Origin of the sequence: Bradyrhizobium sp., from assembly GCF_049519115.1 — a bacterium.
In the GTDB taxonomy this organism is placed as follows: Bacteria; Pseudomonadota; Alphaproteobacteria; order Rhizobiales; family Xanthobacteraceae; genus Bradyrhizobium.
In genome coordinates this window covers 1-13,664 of sequence record NZ_JBEKRB010000036.1, presented here as the reverse complement: position 1 = coordinate 13,664, position 13,664 = coordinate 1, and the positions used below count along the sequence as shown (strand labels likewise).

The following is a 13,664-nucleotide window of genomic DNA, read 5'->3' as shown; positions in this document are numbered from 1 at the left end:
CGCCGATCATCATGCTGCTATGGCAGGTGTGATGGCAGCCGGCGCGAACCTAGCGGCATCTGGGAATAACTCATCCGTTGCGGTGCAGCCCCCTCCTCCTCCCGGTAGTGCCGCTTTGATCTGTAATCGAAGCGGGCCTGGCCAAATGGCCTGCAATTAGGCCCGGTGTGAACACCATCACACCCCGCAGTGCATTCGCAAAATTGAAAACAGCGGCGGTCCTATCAGTGGCATGTTTTGATCCCGCGACTGGCCAAAACAGAACGGCCCCAGCGGCGGCACTGGAGCCGTTCACCCGAGGGTGTGACGTTTTGGGGGTCGTCTGTCGGGGGCTAACTTTTATCACATTGTGAAAGTTCTGGCGAGTCTGATCAGTCGCTGGGCCGACGTTCACGGAACAGACCGAGAAATGCATTTTGCGCCATGGCCTGTTTCGGATCTGAGAGTGGCCTATTTCCCGAAACGCTAACCACAAGATTCATGCCGCGACCACTTCGCCCTGCGCGCCAAACAAGCACCAGGCTGGCACGCCTCACACCCCGTCCGTCCGGCTTTGACATCCGAACATTCGAACGTCCCGCTTGCGATCACGTCCATCAAGGCGCAATCGAATTTGATCCCATGAAATCCCGTGAAACGCTGGGCTGGCTGCGGAGCGAATTGCGACCGCCAGCTTAATGGCCGCCTCTTCAAGCAGCCGTTCACGATGCCGTGCTGTGTCACGGAGAAGTCGAACCAATTCGCTATGTCGTACGCCCAACAACGTGCGTAGTTCGAGGAGTGTTGCCATGAACAACGTCACCGAGGTGATGCCAGCAGAGTCGGCGGTCAGCAAAGGGGCATTATTGCAGCAGGTGTTCAAGATCGGCTTTTTGGCTGCAGTTACCGTCGCGATGATCGGCTGGGTGTCAGCGATCGGCTGGGTCATCGTCGGGATAGTAAGCTGGCTGTTTGCCTAGTTCAGATCATCCGACGATCCGAGCCATCTCAACTATCCCGCAGCCCATCATGATCCAGATTGCAAAATTGACTTCGATCGCGACCAGCATCGCGCTGCCCCCAATTTTTTAAGTTTCGTTGTTCCACTAAGCCTTCAAAGGAACGAAAGTTCCAGCTTATGATTCAGGCAAATCACAGGTTGTGCACCGCACGTTAGCGTCTCACGACAAAGCCGCCGCTGGAGTTGGAGCGCCTTCGCGTGCAGCATTGCCTTCGACCACCGGTTGAGGAACTATGGAGCTCCTGGGGGAACGGTCATGCCCACAGCTATTCGCATTGCTGGTTGGAATCGCCGGCTTCGCAGGCTGGTGCCAACAACTTCCGGCCGACATGTTCGAGGCCTTTGCAGACTGCTCCATCCATGGGGCAATTCTACAATCAAAACATCAAGGGGACCGGAAGCGACGGACCGTTCGATTGTCGGACTCATCGCGTGCCGAGTAACTAGAGAACATATGATCCGGACTTCGCTAGTGTGTCGCTCGGTTCTGGTCGTCGTTCTCGCAGTCGCCACACCTGCGGCCGCTGAAATGGGGGCAAAAGAATTTTTGAGTGACTATGATAATGGAACCCCAGAAACGCACCGACTTTACGAGCAAATATTGGGAGCGACGGAGAACGGGATATCTTGGGCAAATATCAAAGTTGACCATGATGGTCAGCCAAGACTCTACTGTGAACCTGCGAAACTTGCGCTAAACGCTCAGCAGAACGTCGACCTGCTTAGGCGATACGTAAAAGCGCACCCCAATGAAAAACCATTACCCTTCGGCCTAATTTTGCTGTCCGCTCTGGTGGAGACGTTTCCGTGTAAATAGGCGGCGGCAGATTCGTCACAAGGGCGAGTAGCTCGACGTCCAAAGCCACCACATCCAGCGGCTTCCCTCTGCGCCCGATCGGTCGGATTATGAGGGATGCAGCCGCAGACAAAGATCACCATAGGCGAGATCGCGCTCCTTCTGATCATTGCCGCGGAAGTTGTTGTTTTTTTCGGATACACCGATCCCGGCCATCGTCTACTTTCTAGCGTCGGGCTGGCAAAGTAAGGCTGCCTCCCCATGCCGAGCCTCACCCGCCGCCGCTCCGACAATCCACACCGGGTAACCTGGCACGTCTATTTCGACGACGTCCGTGGCGGCACGAGCGCGGCACCCTTGGGAAGTTCAGAGAAAAGGGCGCGGAGCTGTTTGCGTAGATGTCACTATAGCGCAGATGGTAATTTTAAAAACAGCCGGGATAAGATACGCCGATCTCCGCAGAGATTGTTTGGAGGCAGTCTGGCAGTGGCCCGGCTGCGAGACCGTCAGCGGCATTGAGATCATTCGGAGCAATCGCCGGTCCGGCTTTTCAGTCAGAATCACCCTGTACGGAGAGGCAGATCAGAGCATCGCCGATCGTGCAATGATGTATGTGGAGCGGGAAAAACGGCGGCGCTTTCACCTGTTGGAATGAAGCCTGATCAAGCCCATCCCGCCGCTAAAGTAAAGTTGCCTTAGTCCAACTGGGAACCGCGCATGAAGGCGCCAAAACCCCTAGATCTTCCTGCCGCCATCGCGCACAGCTTCGTCGAAGATGCGCTCGCTTACTTCGACGAGGCAGATCAGATCAAGCGTGACGTCATCGCAGTGAAGCAGCTTCACGCGCTCAAGCAACTGCAGGGACCGCAGGAAAAACCGCTTAGACTTTCCGACGTGAAGAAGATGTTTGTCGAAATGCGAAAACATCTGAGGCGATGAGACGTCGGAGGCACCTTGGTGACCACCATATGGCGAATTAGGACACCGTATGTTGTCCAACATTTTTGAATGGATCCGCTCGGGCCGTCACTCGTATTGCTAGGCTTGGTTTGCCCCGCGTCGTTTGAACCCCAAAAGCCAACTCGCGGGTAACGGTCCCGGTCTACTAGACCATCAGGGACCGTTTCTTTTGACACTCGGGACAAACGAAATGCCGAACAAGATGGCGCGGTATATTGAATGGCAAAGCGGCGGCCGACTAACCGGAAGGGCCGCCTATGCCATTGGAAAGCAAAATTTGCCTGAGCCTGTGGCCGGCGCTGAATGGCAGATCGACTCCCAATTCAGTGCCGCCGATGAAATCCTTCGCGACCCGTCCATCAGAGACATTTTCCAGGCTGTGATCGCAAATGGCGTCGACGTCGTGATGTGGCGAGGAGGAACCGATGACTCAAATACTGCTTGCGCTGTTCACGCGGGACCGAAGCCGGGCGCCATTTCCGAATAACGATCGCGATTGTGAGCCAGCTCAGACTTGCTCGGCGTGGTGCCTCAGCTTTTCCGAGCATCACTTTTTCAGAGGTTGTCGAACTTCCATCGGCGCTGTCTGGCGAAGCTTGACCGCGGGCTGCAATTCCTGAATCCACCCGTACCAAGCAACCGACGTCGGGCTCTGCTCCCACAGGTACCCATAGGCCAGGATCATCCCCGATACCGCGGCCATCGTGAAGATCCCAACGGCGAGATGCTGGATCGGCACCGCCCAGTTCTGCCAGTTGAAGCACGACACCGCTGCATAGCCGACCGCGGGACCGATAATGAATAGCGACCCCAGAGTTATCAGCGTGAGCGCGCTATCCAGCATGGTCCGCCTACGCTGCCTGCTTCGCCCGCTTGGCGATCTTGGCGATGGTCGCGCGACTGCAGCCCGTGGCGGCCTGTATCGAGCTCCAGGATTGGCCGGCAGCGATCATGCGACTGATGCCATCATTGCGCTCCACGTTCTCTGCCCGACCTTTGTAGAGGCCTTCCGCCTTCGCTTTGGCTTGACCCTGCGCTTGGCGGCGACGCCGATCGTCGTAATCCTTGCGGGCAACAGCAGCGAGCATGTCGAGCAGCATGCCGTTTATGGCCTCGAACATGCGAGTGGTGAACTCGTCGGCGGCCTTTGCGGCCATCGTCCATGACGTCGGCAGATCCAGCGCGACGACGCGAACCTTGCGTGCCGCCAGCTCGGCTTTCAATCGTTCCCAATCCGCCGCGGTGAGACGCGACAGGCGGTCGACCTGTTCGACCAGGAGGATGTCACCTTCGTGCGCATCGGCCAGCAGCTTGAAGAGCTCGGGCCGGGCCAGCTTGGCGCCGCTCTCGTTCTCGACATACCAGGACACGATCGTCAGGCCGCGCTCTGCGGCGAAAGCCTTTAGCTGTTCGCGAGCCCGCTCGGCGTCTTGCTGGTCGGTGGAGGCCCGAAGGTAGGCTCGGACGTAGCACATGGTGACCATCCTTGGTTTCGTTAGGATGGTTCATATCATAACGGTTCACTTTGAATTGTCAAACGGCTAATTTGAACCACCGTTTGGTTGATACCCTAGAGGTGTGCCCTAAGTGAACCACGAAGAACCCCGACGCCCTGATGCATAAGGACGCCGGGGCAAGTTCACCGTAAGAGGGCGGAGGACGCCAGCGAGCTTGCCGGGTATGAACCGCTGGGATCAGAGCCCGCCCAGCGAAGGTCCCTGCAAGTTGCGGGCCGAAGCCGGCGCGGCGGGTGGGACGAAAAAGCCCGCCGCGCTGGAGACGCGACGGGCCTAAGGTGTCCGGCTCTTCCGCAAGCACCGGGTTGGGAACGAAATATTTCGCGGGTTACTGGCCAATTGACCCGATACTACCGAAAACAAGATGCATCGGGTCGCGCCAGACCCAACGGGAAAATCAGCAAATTCCGTGCCACGAAATTGGTGCGTCGGCCCCGCAAGCTGGGTGCAAACGAGACCGGCGCGATCCACGCCAGCCTACGGGTGAAGCAGGGTTCGGCGCAGCTACAGTGATGCAAATGCCGGGCCGGACGGCGGTGCGCCGGCCCCGCTGGTGATTGCGGCGGCGACGGGACCGGCGCGGTCCACGCCTCGGGGGTAGGCGGAGGTGAGGCGCAGGGCGGTCCCGCAAAAGGCGGGCCGGCGGCAAACGGTGGCCCGGCGACGGCGTCGTCTACCTTCACCGTTTCTGGCCAGAAGCGCCCCTAAATCGCGCTACGACATCTGCTTGAACCACAGTTGGCGGCGGACAGGCTGGTCTAGCCGTGATCACTTGTTGTTTTGCGAGACAGTGCTGGTTGGATCGATTGTGTGTCCGCCTTCACGCGGCGGACCAGAATAATCTACTGTCAATCCATTAACTTGGCACTGCAGCGTGCTTATTCCGGTGTTTACGCTAAAACCGCCACCTCGCCGGAGCTCTCGCGTAGTAAATTCATAGGACAGGGTGGCATTTTTCTGGTCGGTGCTGATGGGCATGGCCCCCAAGTAGATGCCCAACTTCGTTACGTGACTTGCGCCGCCCGTTCCGCAAGTGAACGAGCATTCTTCGTCGCTGGGACAGGAATAATTCCACTGGTAGGTAATTGCTGATCCGCCGGGGTAAGTCAGACCTGGTGCGTTCGGGTCTTTTTTGTTTTGAGCCCACGACGGGTTGATAAGCACAGCGGCAAACAGTGTCCCAAGAATGAGCGTACGCCTCATGACTGCCTCCGAACTAAGCCGCGCCACATAGACATGGTGTCGCGCCTCTGCGGAACAAGACCATTGTAGGTTCGCGGTCGGCCGTTCCCATTAAATTCTGTGACAAGAATGACGAAGGGCAGGCAACGTGCAGAATCACACCAACCGCAAACGCATGATCGCAGCCCGGGCAACCAGCACAGTCGGCTGTTCGATTACATCATGTGGAGCAAATGGCGAGAGCGCGGCGGTTGGGACCCCACACTCGATACCGCTTGCTTCCACAATCCAGCTTTCGTGCCGGGTGAATGCGGCCTAGATCCGCGGAGCAGACAGCCTATAGCTTGGTAATCAAGAATGTCTTTTTGTACGCCATATCTAACGCCGCCGACACGCAATGATGCAGTGCAGCATTGTACGGCGCTACTAGTCAAGATGCCCTCGGTGGTAACCTTACGGCCGCAGACACGTCACAGCGGGGGCTTCCCATCCCGCCCGATCAGCGGAATGAATGGGTGATGCGCGAGATGAACGGAGTTCAGCGTGCGCGGGCTGCTGGCACTTCTCTTCTAGTGTGTGTCAATGAGAAAGATAATCTACTTTTGCGCGAACAGAGATTGTGCGCGAGGCGAACCCCTCTAAGCTCTAGGTTTTCAACAATAGATAATTCGGAGGATTTCTTATGGTTAGAATTGCAGCCGTCGGTCTTGCCGTACTAGCGGTGCTAGGAGCGCCTACCATGGCCACAGCACAAAAGTCCTCCTCAGCAGGATGTTACAACGCAGCATCATGTATGTCGGATTGTGCGAGGTCGGGCACAGGGAAAAATTGCACGAAATCATGCTCAAATAAACAGGCGACGAGGCCAGCTTGCAAATAGCAGACTGGGCTCCCAAGCTGTGACCAGCGACCTACCGCTTGCTGGATAACTTCGGCTGTTCGATGTGAGAGAGATATTTTTAGAGGCGAAGCGGCTCCTCTCGTGAAATAGGTCACACTTGGTCCGGGTAAACCCGCGTAGATTTGCGCGCGGGGTCGAAAAACTATTCGGCTTCTTCCAGTAATGCAATTGAAACAGAGCGTACTCAAGTGCTGTTCGATCAACCAACGAAGGGGGATCGTCATGTGGAACATCATTATTAGCGTGATTTTCTACTCGATCATATTGCCAACCTGGCATACTGGCCTCAGAGCAACGCGACGAACGAGTAGGCACTCGGCCAGTGTGATTGTTCGCAAACCTCTCGATCTACCGCCGGCCGTCGACCGCGCCTTCGTCGAAGACATGAAGGCATCCTTCGGCGAGGAAAACGAAAAAGCCCCGGACGATGCCGGGGCTCTTAGATGAAACTTCGGATTACTTAGTATCGTGCGACCACCGGCCCGCCGAACTTGTAGTTCACGCGCGCAGTGAAGATATCGACGTCTTCCTTGATGTGATCGACAACGAGGAAGCCATCGTTGACATCCTTATTGCCCATGAAGAGATGGTCGTATTCGAAGCCAAGCGACCAGTTCGGAGCAAAGGCGTATTCGATGCCGACACCGACCGCAGCGCCCCAACGGGTCTCATTCGTATTGTCGAGCACGAAGCCGCCCGGAGCCGAGAAAACAGCGTATTTGTTATCCGTGACGGCAGCACCACCCTTCACGTAAAGCAGCGTGCGGTCCCAAGCGTAGCCGATCTGACCGGTGAACAGGCCGAAGGCGTCGATCTTGGTTTGATTCTGGTTAGGCGCGAAGAGCAGGCTGACGTTGTTGCCCTTGAAATCAGCCCAGTTGCCCTGCGCTTCCAGGCCAAACACCACAGACGACATTTGCCAACGGTAGCCGACCTGTCCACCGACCGTGCCGCCCGTTGCGTTATGGCTGCCTTCGTCACCGAAGCCGTCCGCGTTCCAATCAAAGCGGCTAGTTCCACCGCCGCCGTTGATACCGATGTAGAAGCCGCTCCAGTCATAGGCGGCCTCGACGATTGCCGGCGCCTTAGAATAAGCGGGCGCCCGAGCGGGAAGATCTGCCGCAGACGCCACGGCCGTGAAGCCGAGTGAAGCGATCGCAGCGGTGAAAAGAAACCTACCCCCACGGCGTCACCAATCCCTAAAGCATGGCGCAGCGACTCAATCGCCGCGTGGTTGATGAATCAGCTGAGCGCCCAGCGAAGAGCCGCCGCGTTCAATGATGCAATGCGAAATCCACAAGAGCTCAGGACAGAACGAGATCGCTCAAATCAATCAAGCGGCCACAGCAGGCGCCATCAGCCCGGGCAAAGTCCGGTTACGATCCAAGAAACAGGATCTGCTGCAGCACCAGAGCAAACTCGCGCGACGATTGGGCGGGCTTCAACGAGCCGGGGAGCTACAGCATATCCTCACCTTTGAGCATTGCCCTGTGTGCGCGGCCGGCACGGCGCATGCCGGCAAGGAGTGCCTTCGGGACATTGCTTATTACAACATTCACACCGGGCTCTTGGCCGCGTTAATCGACTTCCGTAGACACTATTTCGACGATGAGAGCTTCCTGCCAGAGACTCTTCGCTGGAAGGGGCTGGAGGACGCGGCAAAGCTGGTTGACGGCCCATGATGAGAAGGATACGGCGAACACCGTCGTGGCCACCAGCGAGACGTCGTGGCGAGCGTTAAGTAATACACTTTAGGATTGCGCGCACCGCACGAACTTAATAGCTTTGGCCAAGCAGACGCGTGGGGCATGCGCGATGACCATGGCCGTTGCTGACTCTGGGACAAAGGTTGAGACTAGGCCTTCCTGGCGAACGCGCTTTTGTCGCTTTTGGCAAGGTGTGTTGCAGTTCGCCCTGGTTCTTTGGGTCGTTCGCGTCCCTCTGGTGATGACCGCCTTTGGGTTGATCCTGCTGGGCCTCGCCCCGCAAGCGCAGGATCTCTTTGTTGAATTCGCCCAAAACCCGTGGCGCATTCCCCTCTTCCTGTTGCTTGTGGTTTTCGTATGGGCGATGCCGACCCACTATTCGGCGCGCCTGCTGCTGGACACCGACGCGAGATTTCAGGACATCGTCGAAAATGAAGGCGGCCCATGGATGACATGGTGCGAGCGCGCGATACCGCGCCTGTTGGGCCTGCTGACGTTCCTGGCGGTCTTGATCGCGATTTTGCGGTCGCACCTCAATCTGCCGATCTTCAGCGAGCAAAACGATCAAGCGGCGGTGGAAGCCACCAATCAAGTGCTGGGGTGGCTTGCCTTTTTCGTGATCGTCACCGCGGCACTTTTTTACATTTATACGGTCGCGCGCTCTCGCGACGCAGACGTCATCGGGTTACGAAGGCTTCGTGACCTCAATCGCCACCTCAACCCGATGTGGAATCGACTTTCTCCAGGTTTGAATGATGGGGACGAGGACGCCGACGCCAGCCGTAACGTTGGCCGACTGCTTCTCACAGGGCTGTTCGCGATCTTTTTGGGCATATTCTTTTTTGGAGCCGACGTCGCGGCTCAATTCGCGCCGCGCTCGATGGCGGCGCCGTTCATCCTTGGTGGTTGGCTGCCGTTTCTCTCCTATCTATCTGGGCTCGGTCGGCAATGGCGCGCGCCGCTTATCCTGTTCTTGTTCGTAGCCATCTCTATCGTGGCGGTCGTGCTTGGCGATAACCATTCCGTGCGCGTGATCAACGCCAAGCAAACGGCCGGCGGCACGGTTGAAACGACGGCCATTCCGATACAGGAGGCCGTCTCGCTTTGGATGCGCGAGAACAAGTGCGACGCTGCCCCCGCAACCTGTCCACGGCCTATCGTGATCGCTGCAGCCGGCGGCGCAAGCCGCGCTGGGTTCTTTCTGGCGAGCATCGTTGGGTATTTTCTTCAAGATGCCCCGCAGCACAACCTGGACGCCAATCAGATACGTAACCGCTTGTTCGCCATTTCCGGCGTCTCAGGCGGCTCGATGGGAGCCGTCATGGTGGCTGCGGCGCTGCATGAAAAGTCCGACAGCACCGATCATCCCTGCGTAAATTCAAAGTTTGCGCTGTGGTGGGGTGACACAATTGGCAACTGGCGCGATTGCCTGGAAACGCTGACCAGCGGCGACTTTCTTAGCGCCGACTTCTTCGGCTTCGCCTTCAACGATATGCTTCCGTTCGGCTGGTGGCGCGATCGTGCAGCCATCCTCGAAGGCACCTGGAATGAGCGTTACCGCGCGGCGATCGTACCACCAAGCCCACCCGCCTTGTCGGCATGCGATGGCTTGGGCTGTCCCTTTCTTGGCTTGCGGCCTCGTGACGGACATTGGGTCCCCCTTCTGGTGCTCAACGGAACGTCGGAGGCGACCGGCAGCCGCATCGTCACGACCGCACTCGCCGGCACCTATAAGCCGCTCTCGACCTGCCCCACTTCGCAGAGTGCCGCCGATTGTCCGCTTTTCGTGGATGCCGACCGCTTCCACGATTTGCTTCACTACCGGGCAAAGCCGACGGGCTGGCTGGGTGCCGTCCAGCGCGCTTTGTTGGCTTGGGCCGAGATAGGCGTCACGCCTGACGATGTTCGGATCGATACCGCCGCACTCAACTCGGCACGCTTTCCTTTGATATCGCCGGCGGGTGAAATACGTAACAAAGACCAGGCCATCGTTGATCGCATTGTGGACGGTGGTTATTTTGAGAACTATGGCGCGCTGAGTGCGAAGGAAATTGCGCTTGCCATCCATGCAGTTCAACCGGCCCTGGCGCCCGTCGTCATCGCCTTGTCAAATGATCCCGATGATCTTCTGAACATTGATCAGGACGTTGCCGCACCTGAGGCGCAAATAAAAGCCGATTTGAAGAACACTCGTGAAAAGCAAGAGCAGAAAGTTCGAGCGGCCGTTGATGGCAACGAGCCGGTAACCGACGTCGTAGCGCCCTTGAAGACGGTTATAAATACCCGCACCGCGCACGGAATACTCGGTGTTGATCAGCTCCGCACAACGCTGCGCGATGCAATGGCAAATTGCCATACGGAAGCCTTTTTGATCCCTGTGCGGGTCTGGCCCCAACGTTTGGATACGGGGGAAGGATCACGCTCGGTCTCGATGAGCTGGTGGCTGTCCACTTTGGTCCAACGCCATCTGCATCAACAGACCGAGCTCGCGCGAAACGGACAGGGAAAGAATTCCAGCAAGAATGAGATTTGGTTGCGTGCCATTTGGGAGGCGATGAGAACCTCGCCGGAGTGCGCAACGCCGTGACGCTGCCGACCGCGGTATCTTGAACCAAAGCATCGGTGGCCCTGCTCAGAACAAATATTGTCCAAAGCTCGTCGCACCGTGACAGAGAGTCCTTTCGCATGTTTGAAGAGGCTGTCGTGGATGGCCCAGTTGTCGACCGATCCGCGGCTGCTTTTCCTCGGAGACACGCACGACTGTTTCGTGACGATCGGGGAACTTGTTGTAACTCGCGAGATGCTTGAGCGCCGGTCAACCCGGCCGGTGCGATCCGGCCGGGCTGTCGGGCGGGACCGCTAACCGCGCACGGCCTCTAACCTGTACGCTCGCTTGCGGCCAGGACGCGCACGCGCCGGGCGATCACCCTCCCCGTCGTGGGGTAGCGCGTGGGACGAAGTCGGAAAATTAAAACGTAGCTTTTTCAACGAGCCTCGGTTGACACCCCTTCCGCCAGTATGCACCGCCCCCGTTTAGCCTCATCATATTGAATAATCTAGAGAATTTTATAACTAGTTTGCCTCGCTCTGATGGCTTCCCTAGCGGCTACCCCTAGCTTGCCGGCTTGTGCCCCGAGTAGGCGACCTAGACTAGGGCGTTTCCAATAAATCGCCATGTGCTTCGCCCTCAACAGACGACATCGCGAGCGCGGCCCGACATGTCGGCTAAGTGCCGATTTTGTTCTCTAATTCCGGGTATGGGTGTCAAGCTCTCCAATGATCGTCCTTGCCGGGCCCACTGTTCTCCTTCTGCCCACGCGATCCGCGGCGCGGCGAACGCCGCAGCCGCCAATCCAGAAAGGTGTACGAATTCGCGACCGTCTTCGCCGAGGAGAACCGGTTGCGCGACGCGCAGGTGGTTCGACCGTAAACCTAAGTATCCTTGTCTCAAACGAGTGTAAGGCGCTGATAAACGTCTGTGCAATGGTCCGGTCCGTCTCTCTGTGATTGGTTCTGCTCCGACGGCGTTGTGCCGTTCGAACTGGGACGGTGGAGGCGAAAATGCTGAGCAAGGCATATTTGGACACGGCGCGGACCATCCTCCGGGAGGCCCAAATGATGACGGACCAACGCGTTGCGAATCAGCTTAAGGCGCTTGCTGAGGACTATGAGCGGCGAGCTGAGAAAGCTGCACACGCAGAAGCGGCTAAGGCATTGGCTCGGTCTCAGTCAGCTGCTTGGGAATATGAGGAAGCACTCTCATGAACGTCATCATCCAGAGGCTTAACGGCATGTGGCACCTCATCGTAGGGTCGTGTCAGATCCGGAGCCCATTCTCGGCGACACAGGACCGCCAGTTGGTCGTTGGGTACGCCCGCCGGGTCTACCCGGGCGCCAAGATCATCGCACGCGACTGACCGTTTAGAGGGGAAATCCGAAAGCACTCGCGCATTGCTGCGCTGGGAACCAACGAAGACCCGAGAGCGGGACCTACCTGAAATTCACTCAAGCCGGCGCCGAGATGTTTGCATGATGGCAAAGAAGGGCTGGAGCCGACCATTCGAAGAAATTGCGCTGGCCTATCCGTCCTAACTTTGCGCCAGCTCGGATGGGAACGACGGCGTGAGTTTCAAGTGCCAATGTGGAAAGCGGTGATAACCAAACTCGTGCTCAACTAACAACACATCTTTTGATTGTAGAAGCCGACGATATTGCTCCCCATTGCTCCCTGGGCATCTTGGTGGGGGGGGGCAACGCGTGTATTTCGCACGTTTATGGCTGCGTGTCTTTTGGTGACACAAGTTAGTTGCACTGCCGATATCCTGCCGTGGCCCGGCTTCGAAAGTAAGCCGGCAATTTTCAGCTATGCGGAACAGATTCCGGCGTCTGAAGTATCCGAACAAGTACGTTGTGCTTGGGATTAGGCGCGCTAGCTTCCCTTGTAACGCAGGCGAATAACACACCGTCACTTCAATTGAAGGCTCAAGGGAAGAGCACGCAAACATCTCAAGTCGATTTTGTCATTCCACGGACCCTCAATAACCTAGTCTATCAAAAGATCACGCCGACGATTGATAAAAAGACCGGCCAGATAGTCGATTATAAGCAGGTTACGCTTCCGCCAAGCCTTCAGTTGCCTAAACAAAGAGATTGTGCAGGCGGTCTCAGGTATTCGTGGTTTCGCGCGCTGACGCGACGGATCTGGGGTAGGATTAGCGACGGCTCTGCTCAACACACGTGACCAAGCAGAAGGTCACGGACGATGATGGGCTCTAGCTAGCGGCTTCCCTCGCCTTACTTTCGTGTTGTTTGACGGCAATCCGCATATGATCGGAAGCGGCACAGCTGCCTTATGGACACGATTGGAAATGATCATTACGGCGCGTTGCTGCACGATCCTATTGGCGTTGCTGCTTAGCGCATGCACAAACGTTAACACGGAGCCGGTCTACGTGCGACCGTCGCCCCCAACAGAAAAGGCGATCGGAGCTGCGGTTGCGGCAATCGCAAAAGACGCCAAGCTGGTCACTCCTCTGGAAATCTCTGCGCTTCGTCCGAACGACCATGGGCCTGGTGGCTTTTTCGTTTGCATCAGAGAAGTAAATCCGCCTCCGGATAAACCTCGGCGCTACTACTCAACTTTCCTCGACAACAACGACTACAAAGGTTCGCGACTAGCGGTCATCATGGATCAATGCGAGTTGCAGACGTACAGCCCTGCACCCATCGCTGCGCCTGCCCAGGCTCCTCCTTCACCAGATGCCACACCTACCAAGCACAAGCGCCACCAGAGTGTGACGCAATGACGATTGGTTTAGCCGAATTATTAGAACTTCCCAATGGGCACCGCATCCCTAGCGGCTTCCCTCCGCTCCCAATCGGCGAATGGTATTCAAATCAAAGAGGCCGCGCACTGAGGCGGCCTTCTTCGGCCGCATCGTCCCCTCCGATGCACTACAGAATCACGGTCCGAAGCCAAAGGGAATCTTGAGGGTTCTGTGAGGTCGTTGGCACACCGGCGCCGTGGACGTGATCGTGGGCACGACCTCATAGAAGCCGGATTGAACGAAGCCGCGGGTTGTTTTGGCGCTATGGGGAAAGT

10 protein-coding genes are annotated in these 13,664 nt (G+C 57.3%); 6 read left to right on the top strand and 4 right to left on the bottom strand.

Annotated features, from left to right (window positions below):
* Positions 1 to 788: 788 nt before the first annotated feature.
* The 3 genes from ABSE61_RS24155 to ABSE61_RS24145 all read left to right on the top strand — a co-directional run bounded on the left by ABSE61_RS24155 (position 789) and on the right by ABSE61_RS24145 (position 3,243).
* Positions 789 to 959: a hypothetical protein gene (locus tag ABSE61_RS24155; RefSeq protein ID WP_423873661.1), complete on the top strand. Its 171-nt coding sequence runs from the start codon at positions 789 to 791 to the stop codon at positions 957 to 959.
* Positions 960 to 2,513: 1,554 nt separating this feature from the next.
* Entirely contained in the window at positions 2,514 to 2,735 is a 222-nt protein-coding gene (locus ABSE61_RS24150) for a hypothetical protein (protein ID WP_423873660.1), read from the top strand.
* 211 nt (positions 2,736 to 2,946) lie between these two features.
* On the top strand, positions 2,947 to 3,243 hold the full coding sequence (locus ABSE61_RS24145; RefSeq protein WP_423873659.1) for a hypothetical protein: 297 nt from the start codon (positions 2,947 to 2,949) through the stop codon (positions 3,241 to 3,243).
* Between the two features lie 60 nt (positions 3,244 to 3,303).
* Here the strand turns inward: ABSE61_RS24145 and ABSE61_RS24140 are convergent, their stop codons facing one another.
* The 3 genes from ABSE61_RS24140 to ABSE61_RS24130 all read right to left on the bottom strand — a co-directional run bounded on the left by ABSE61_RS24140 (position 3,304) and on the right by ABSE61_RS24130 (position 5,476).
* Complete coding sequence (locus ABSE61_RS24140; RefSeq protein ID WP_423873658.1) at positions 3,304 to 3,600, bottom strand: hypothetical protein; 297 nt, start codon at positions 3,598 to 3,600, stop codon at positions 3,304 to 3,306.
* Between the two features lie 7 nt (positions 3,601 to 3,607).
* Positions 3,608 to 4,231 carry a recombinase family protein gene (locus tag ABSE61_RS24135; protein WP_423873657.1) on the bottom strand — a complete coding sequence of 208 codons (624 nt, stop codon included), beginning with the start codon at positions 4,229 to 4,231 and terminating at the stop codon, positions 3,608 to 3,610.
* A gap of 810 nt (positions 4,232 to 5,041) precedes the next feature.
* Positions 5,042 to 5,476, bottom strand: a complete 435-nt coding sequence (locus tag ABSE61_RS24130; RefSeq protein ID WP_423873656.1) for a hypothetical protein — start codon at positions 5,474 to 5,476, stop codon at positions 5,042 to 5,044.
* Positions 5,477 to 6,578: 1,102 nt separating this feature from the next.
* On the opposite strand from ABSE61_RS24130, the gene ABSE61_RS24125 reads away from it, so the two are divergent.
* Positions 6,579 to 6,803 (top strand): hypothetical protein, encoded by a 225-nt coding sequence (locus ABSE61_RS24125; protein WP_423873655.1) that lies wholly within the window; start codon positions 6,579 to 6,581, stop codon positions 6,801 to 6,803.
* Between the two features lie 13 nt (positions 6,804 to 6,816).
* Here the strand turns inward: ABSE61_RS24125 and ABSE61_RS24120 are convergent, their stop codons facing one another.
* On the bottom strand, positions 6,817 to 7,488 hold the full coding sequence (locus ABSE61_RS24120; protein WP_423873654.1) for an outer membrane protein: 672 nt from the start codon (positions 7,486 to 7,488) through the stop codon (positions 6,817 to 6,819).
* Between the two features lie 145 nt (positions 7,489 to 7,633).
* Between ABSE61_RS24120 and ABSE61_RS24115 the strand changes: the two genes are divergently transcribed.
* Positions 7,634 to 8,038 carry a hypothetical protein gene (locus ABSE61_RS24115; RefSeq protein WP_423873653.1) on the top strand — a complete coding sequence of 135 codons (405 nt, stop codon included), beginning with the start codon at positions 7,634 to 7,636 and terminating at the stop codon, positions 8,036 to 8,038.
* Between the two features lie 220 nt (positions 8,039 to 8,258).
* Positions 8,259 to 10,649: a hypothetical protein gene (locus ABSE61_RS24110; RefSeq protein ID WP_423873652.1), complete on the top strand. Its 2,391-nt coding sequence runs from the start codon at positions 8,259 to 8,261 to the stop codon at positions 10,647 to 10,649.
* Positions 10,650 to 13,664: the final 3,015 nt, after the last annotated feature.

What these genes read in the sequence shown, in the direction of transcription:
- ABSE61_RS24155 (WP_423873661.1), top strand. Translation starts at nt 789, where the DNA reads ATGAACAACGTCACCGAGGTGATGCCAGCAGAGTCGGCGGTCAGCAAA.
- ABSE61_RS24150 (WP_423873660.1), top strand. Translation starts at nt 2,514, where the DNA reads ATGAAGGCGCCAAAACCCCTAGATCTTCCTGCCGCCATCGCGCACAGC.
- ABSE61_RS24145 (WP_423873659.1), top strand. Translation starts at nt 2,947, where the DNA reads ATGCCGAACAAGATGGCGCGGTATATTGAATGGCAAAGCGGCGGCCGA.
- ABSE61_RS24140 (WP_423873658.1), bottom strand. Translation starts at nt 3,600, where the DNA reads ATGCTGGATAGCGCGCTCACGCTGATAACTCTGGGGTCGCTATTCATT.
- ABSE61_RS24135 (WP_423873657.1), bottom strand. Translation starts at nt 4,231, where the DNA reads ATGTGCTACGTCCGAGCCTACCTTCGGGCCTCCACCGACCAGCAAGAC.
- ABSE61_RS24130 (WP_423873656.1), bottom strand. Translation starts at nt 5,476, where the DNA reads ATGAGGCGTACGCTCATTCTTGGGACACTGTTTGCCGCTGTGCTTATC.
- ABSE61_RS24125 (WP_423873655.1), top strand. Translation starts at nt 6,579, where the DNA reads ATGTGGAACATCATTATTAGCGTGATTTTCTACTCGATCATATTGCCA.
- ABSE61_RS24115 (WP_423873653.1), top strand. Translation starts at nt 7,634, where the DNA reads ATGATGCAATGCGAAATCCACAAGAGCTCAGGACAGAACGAGATCGCT.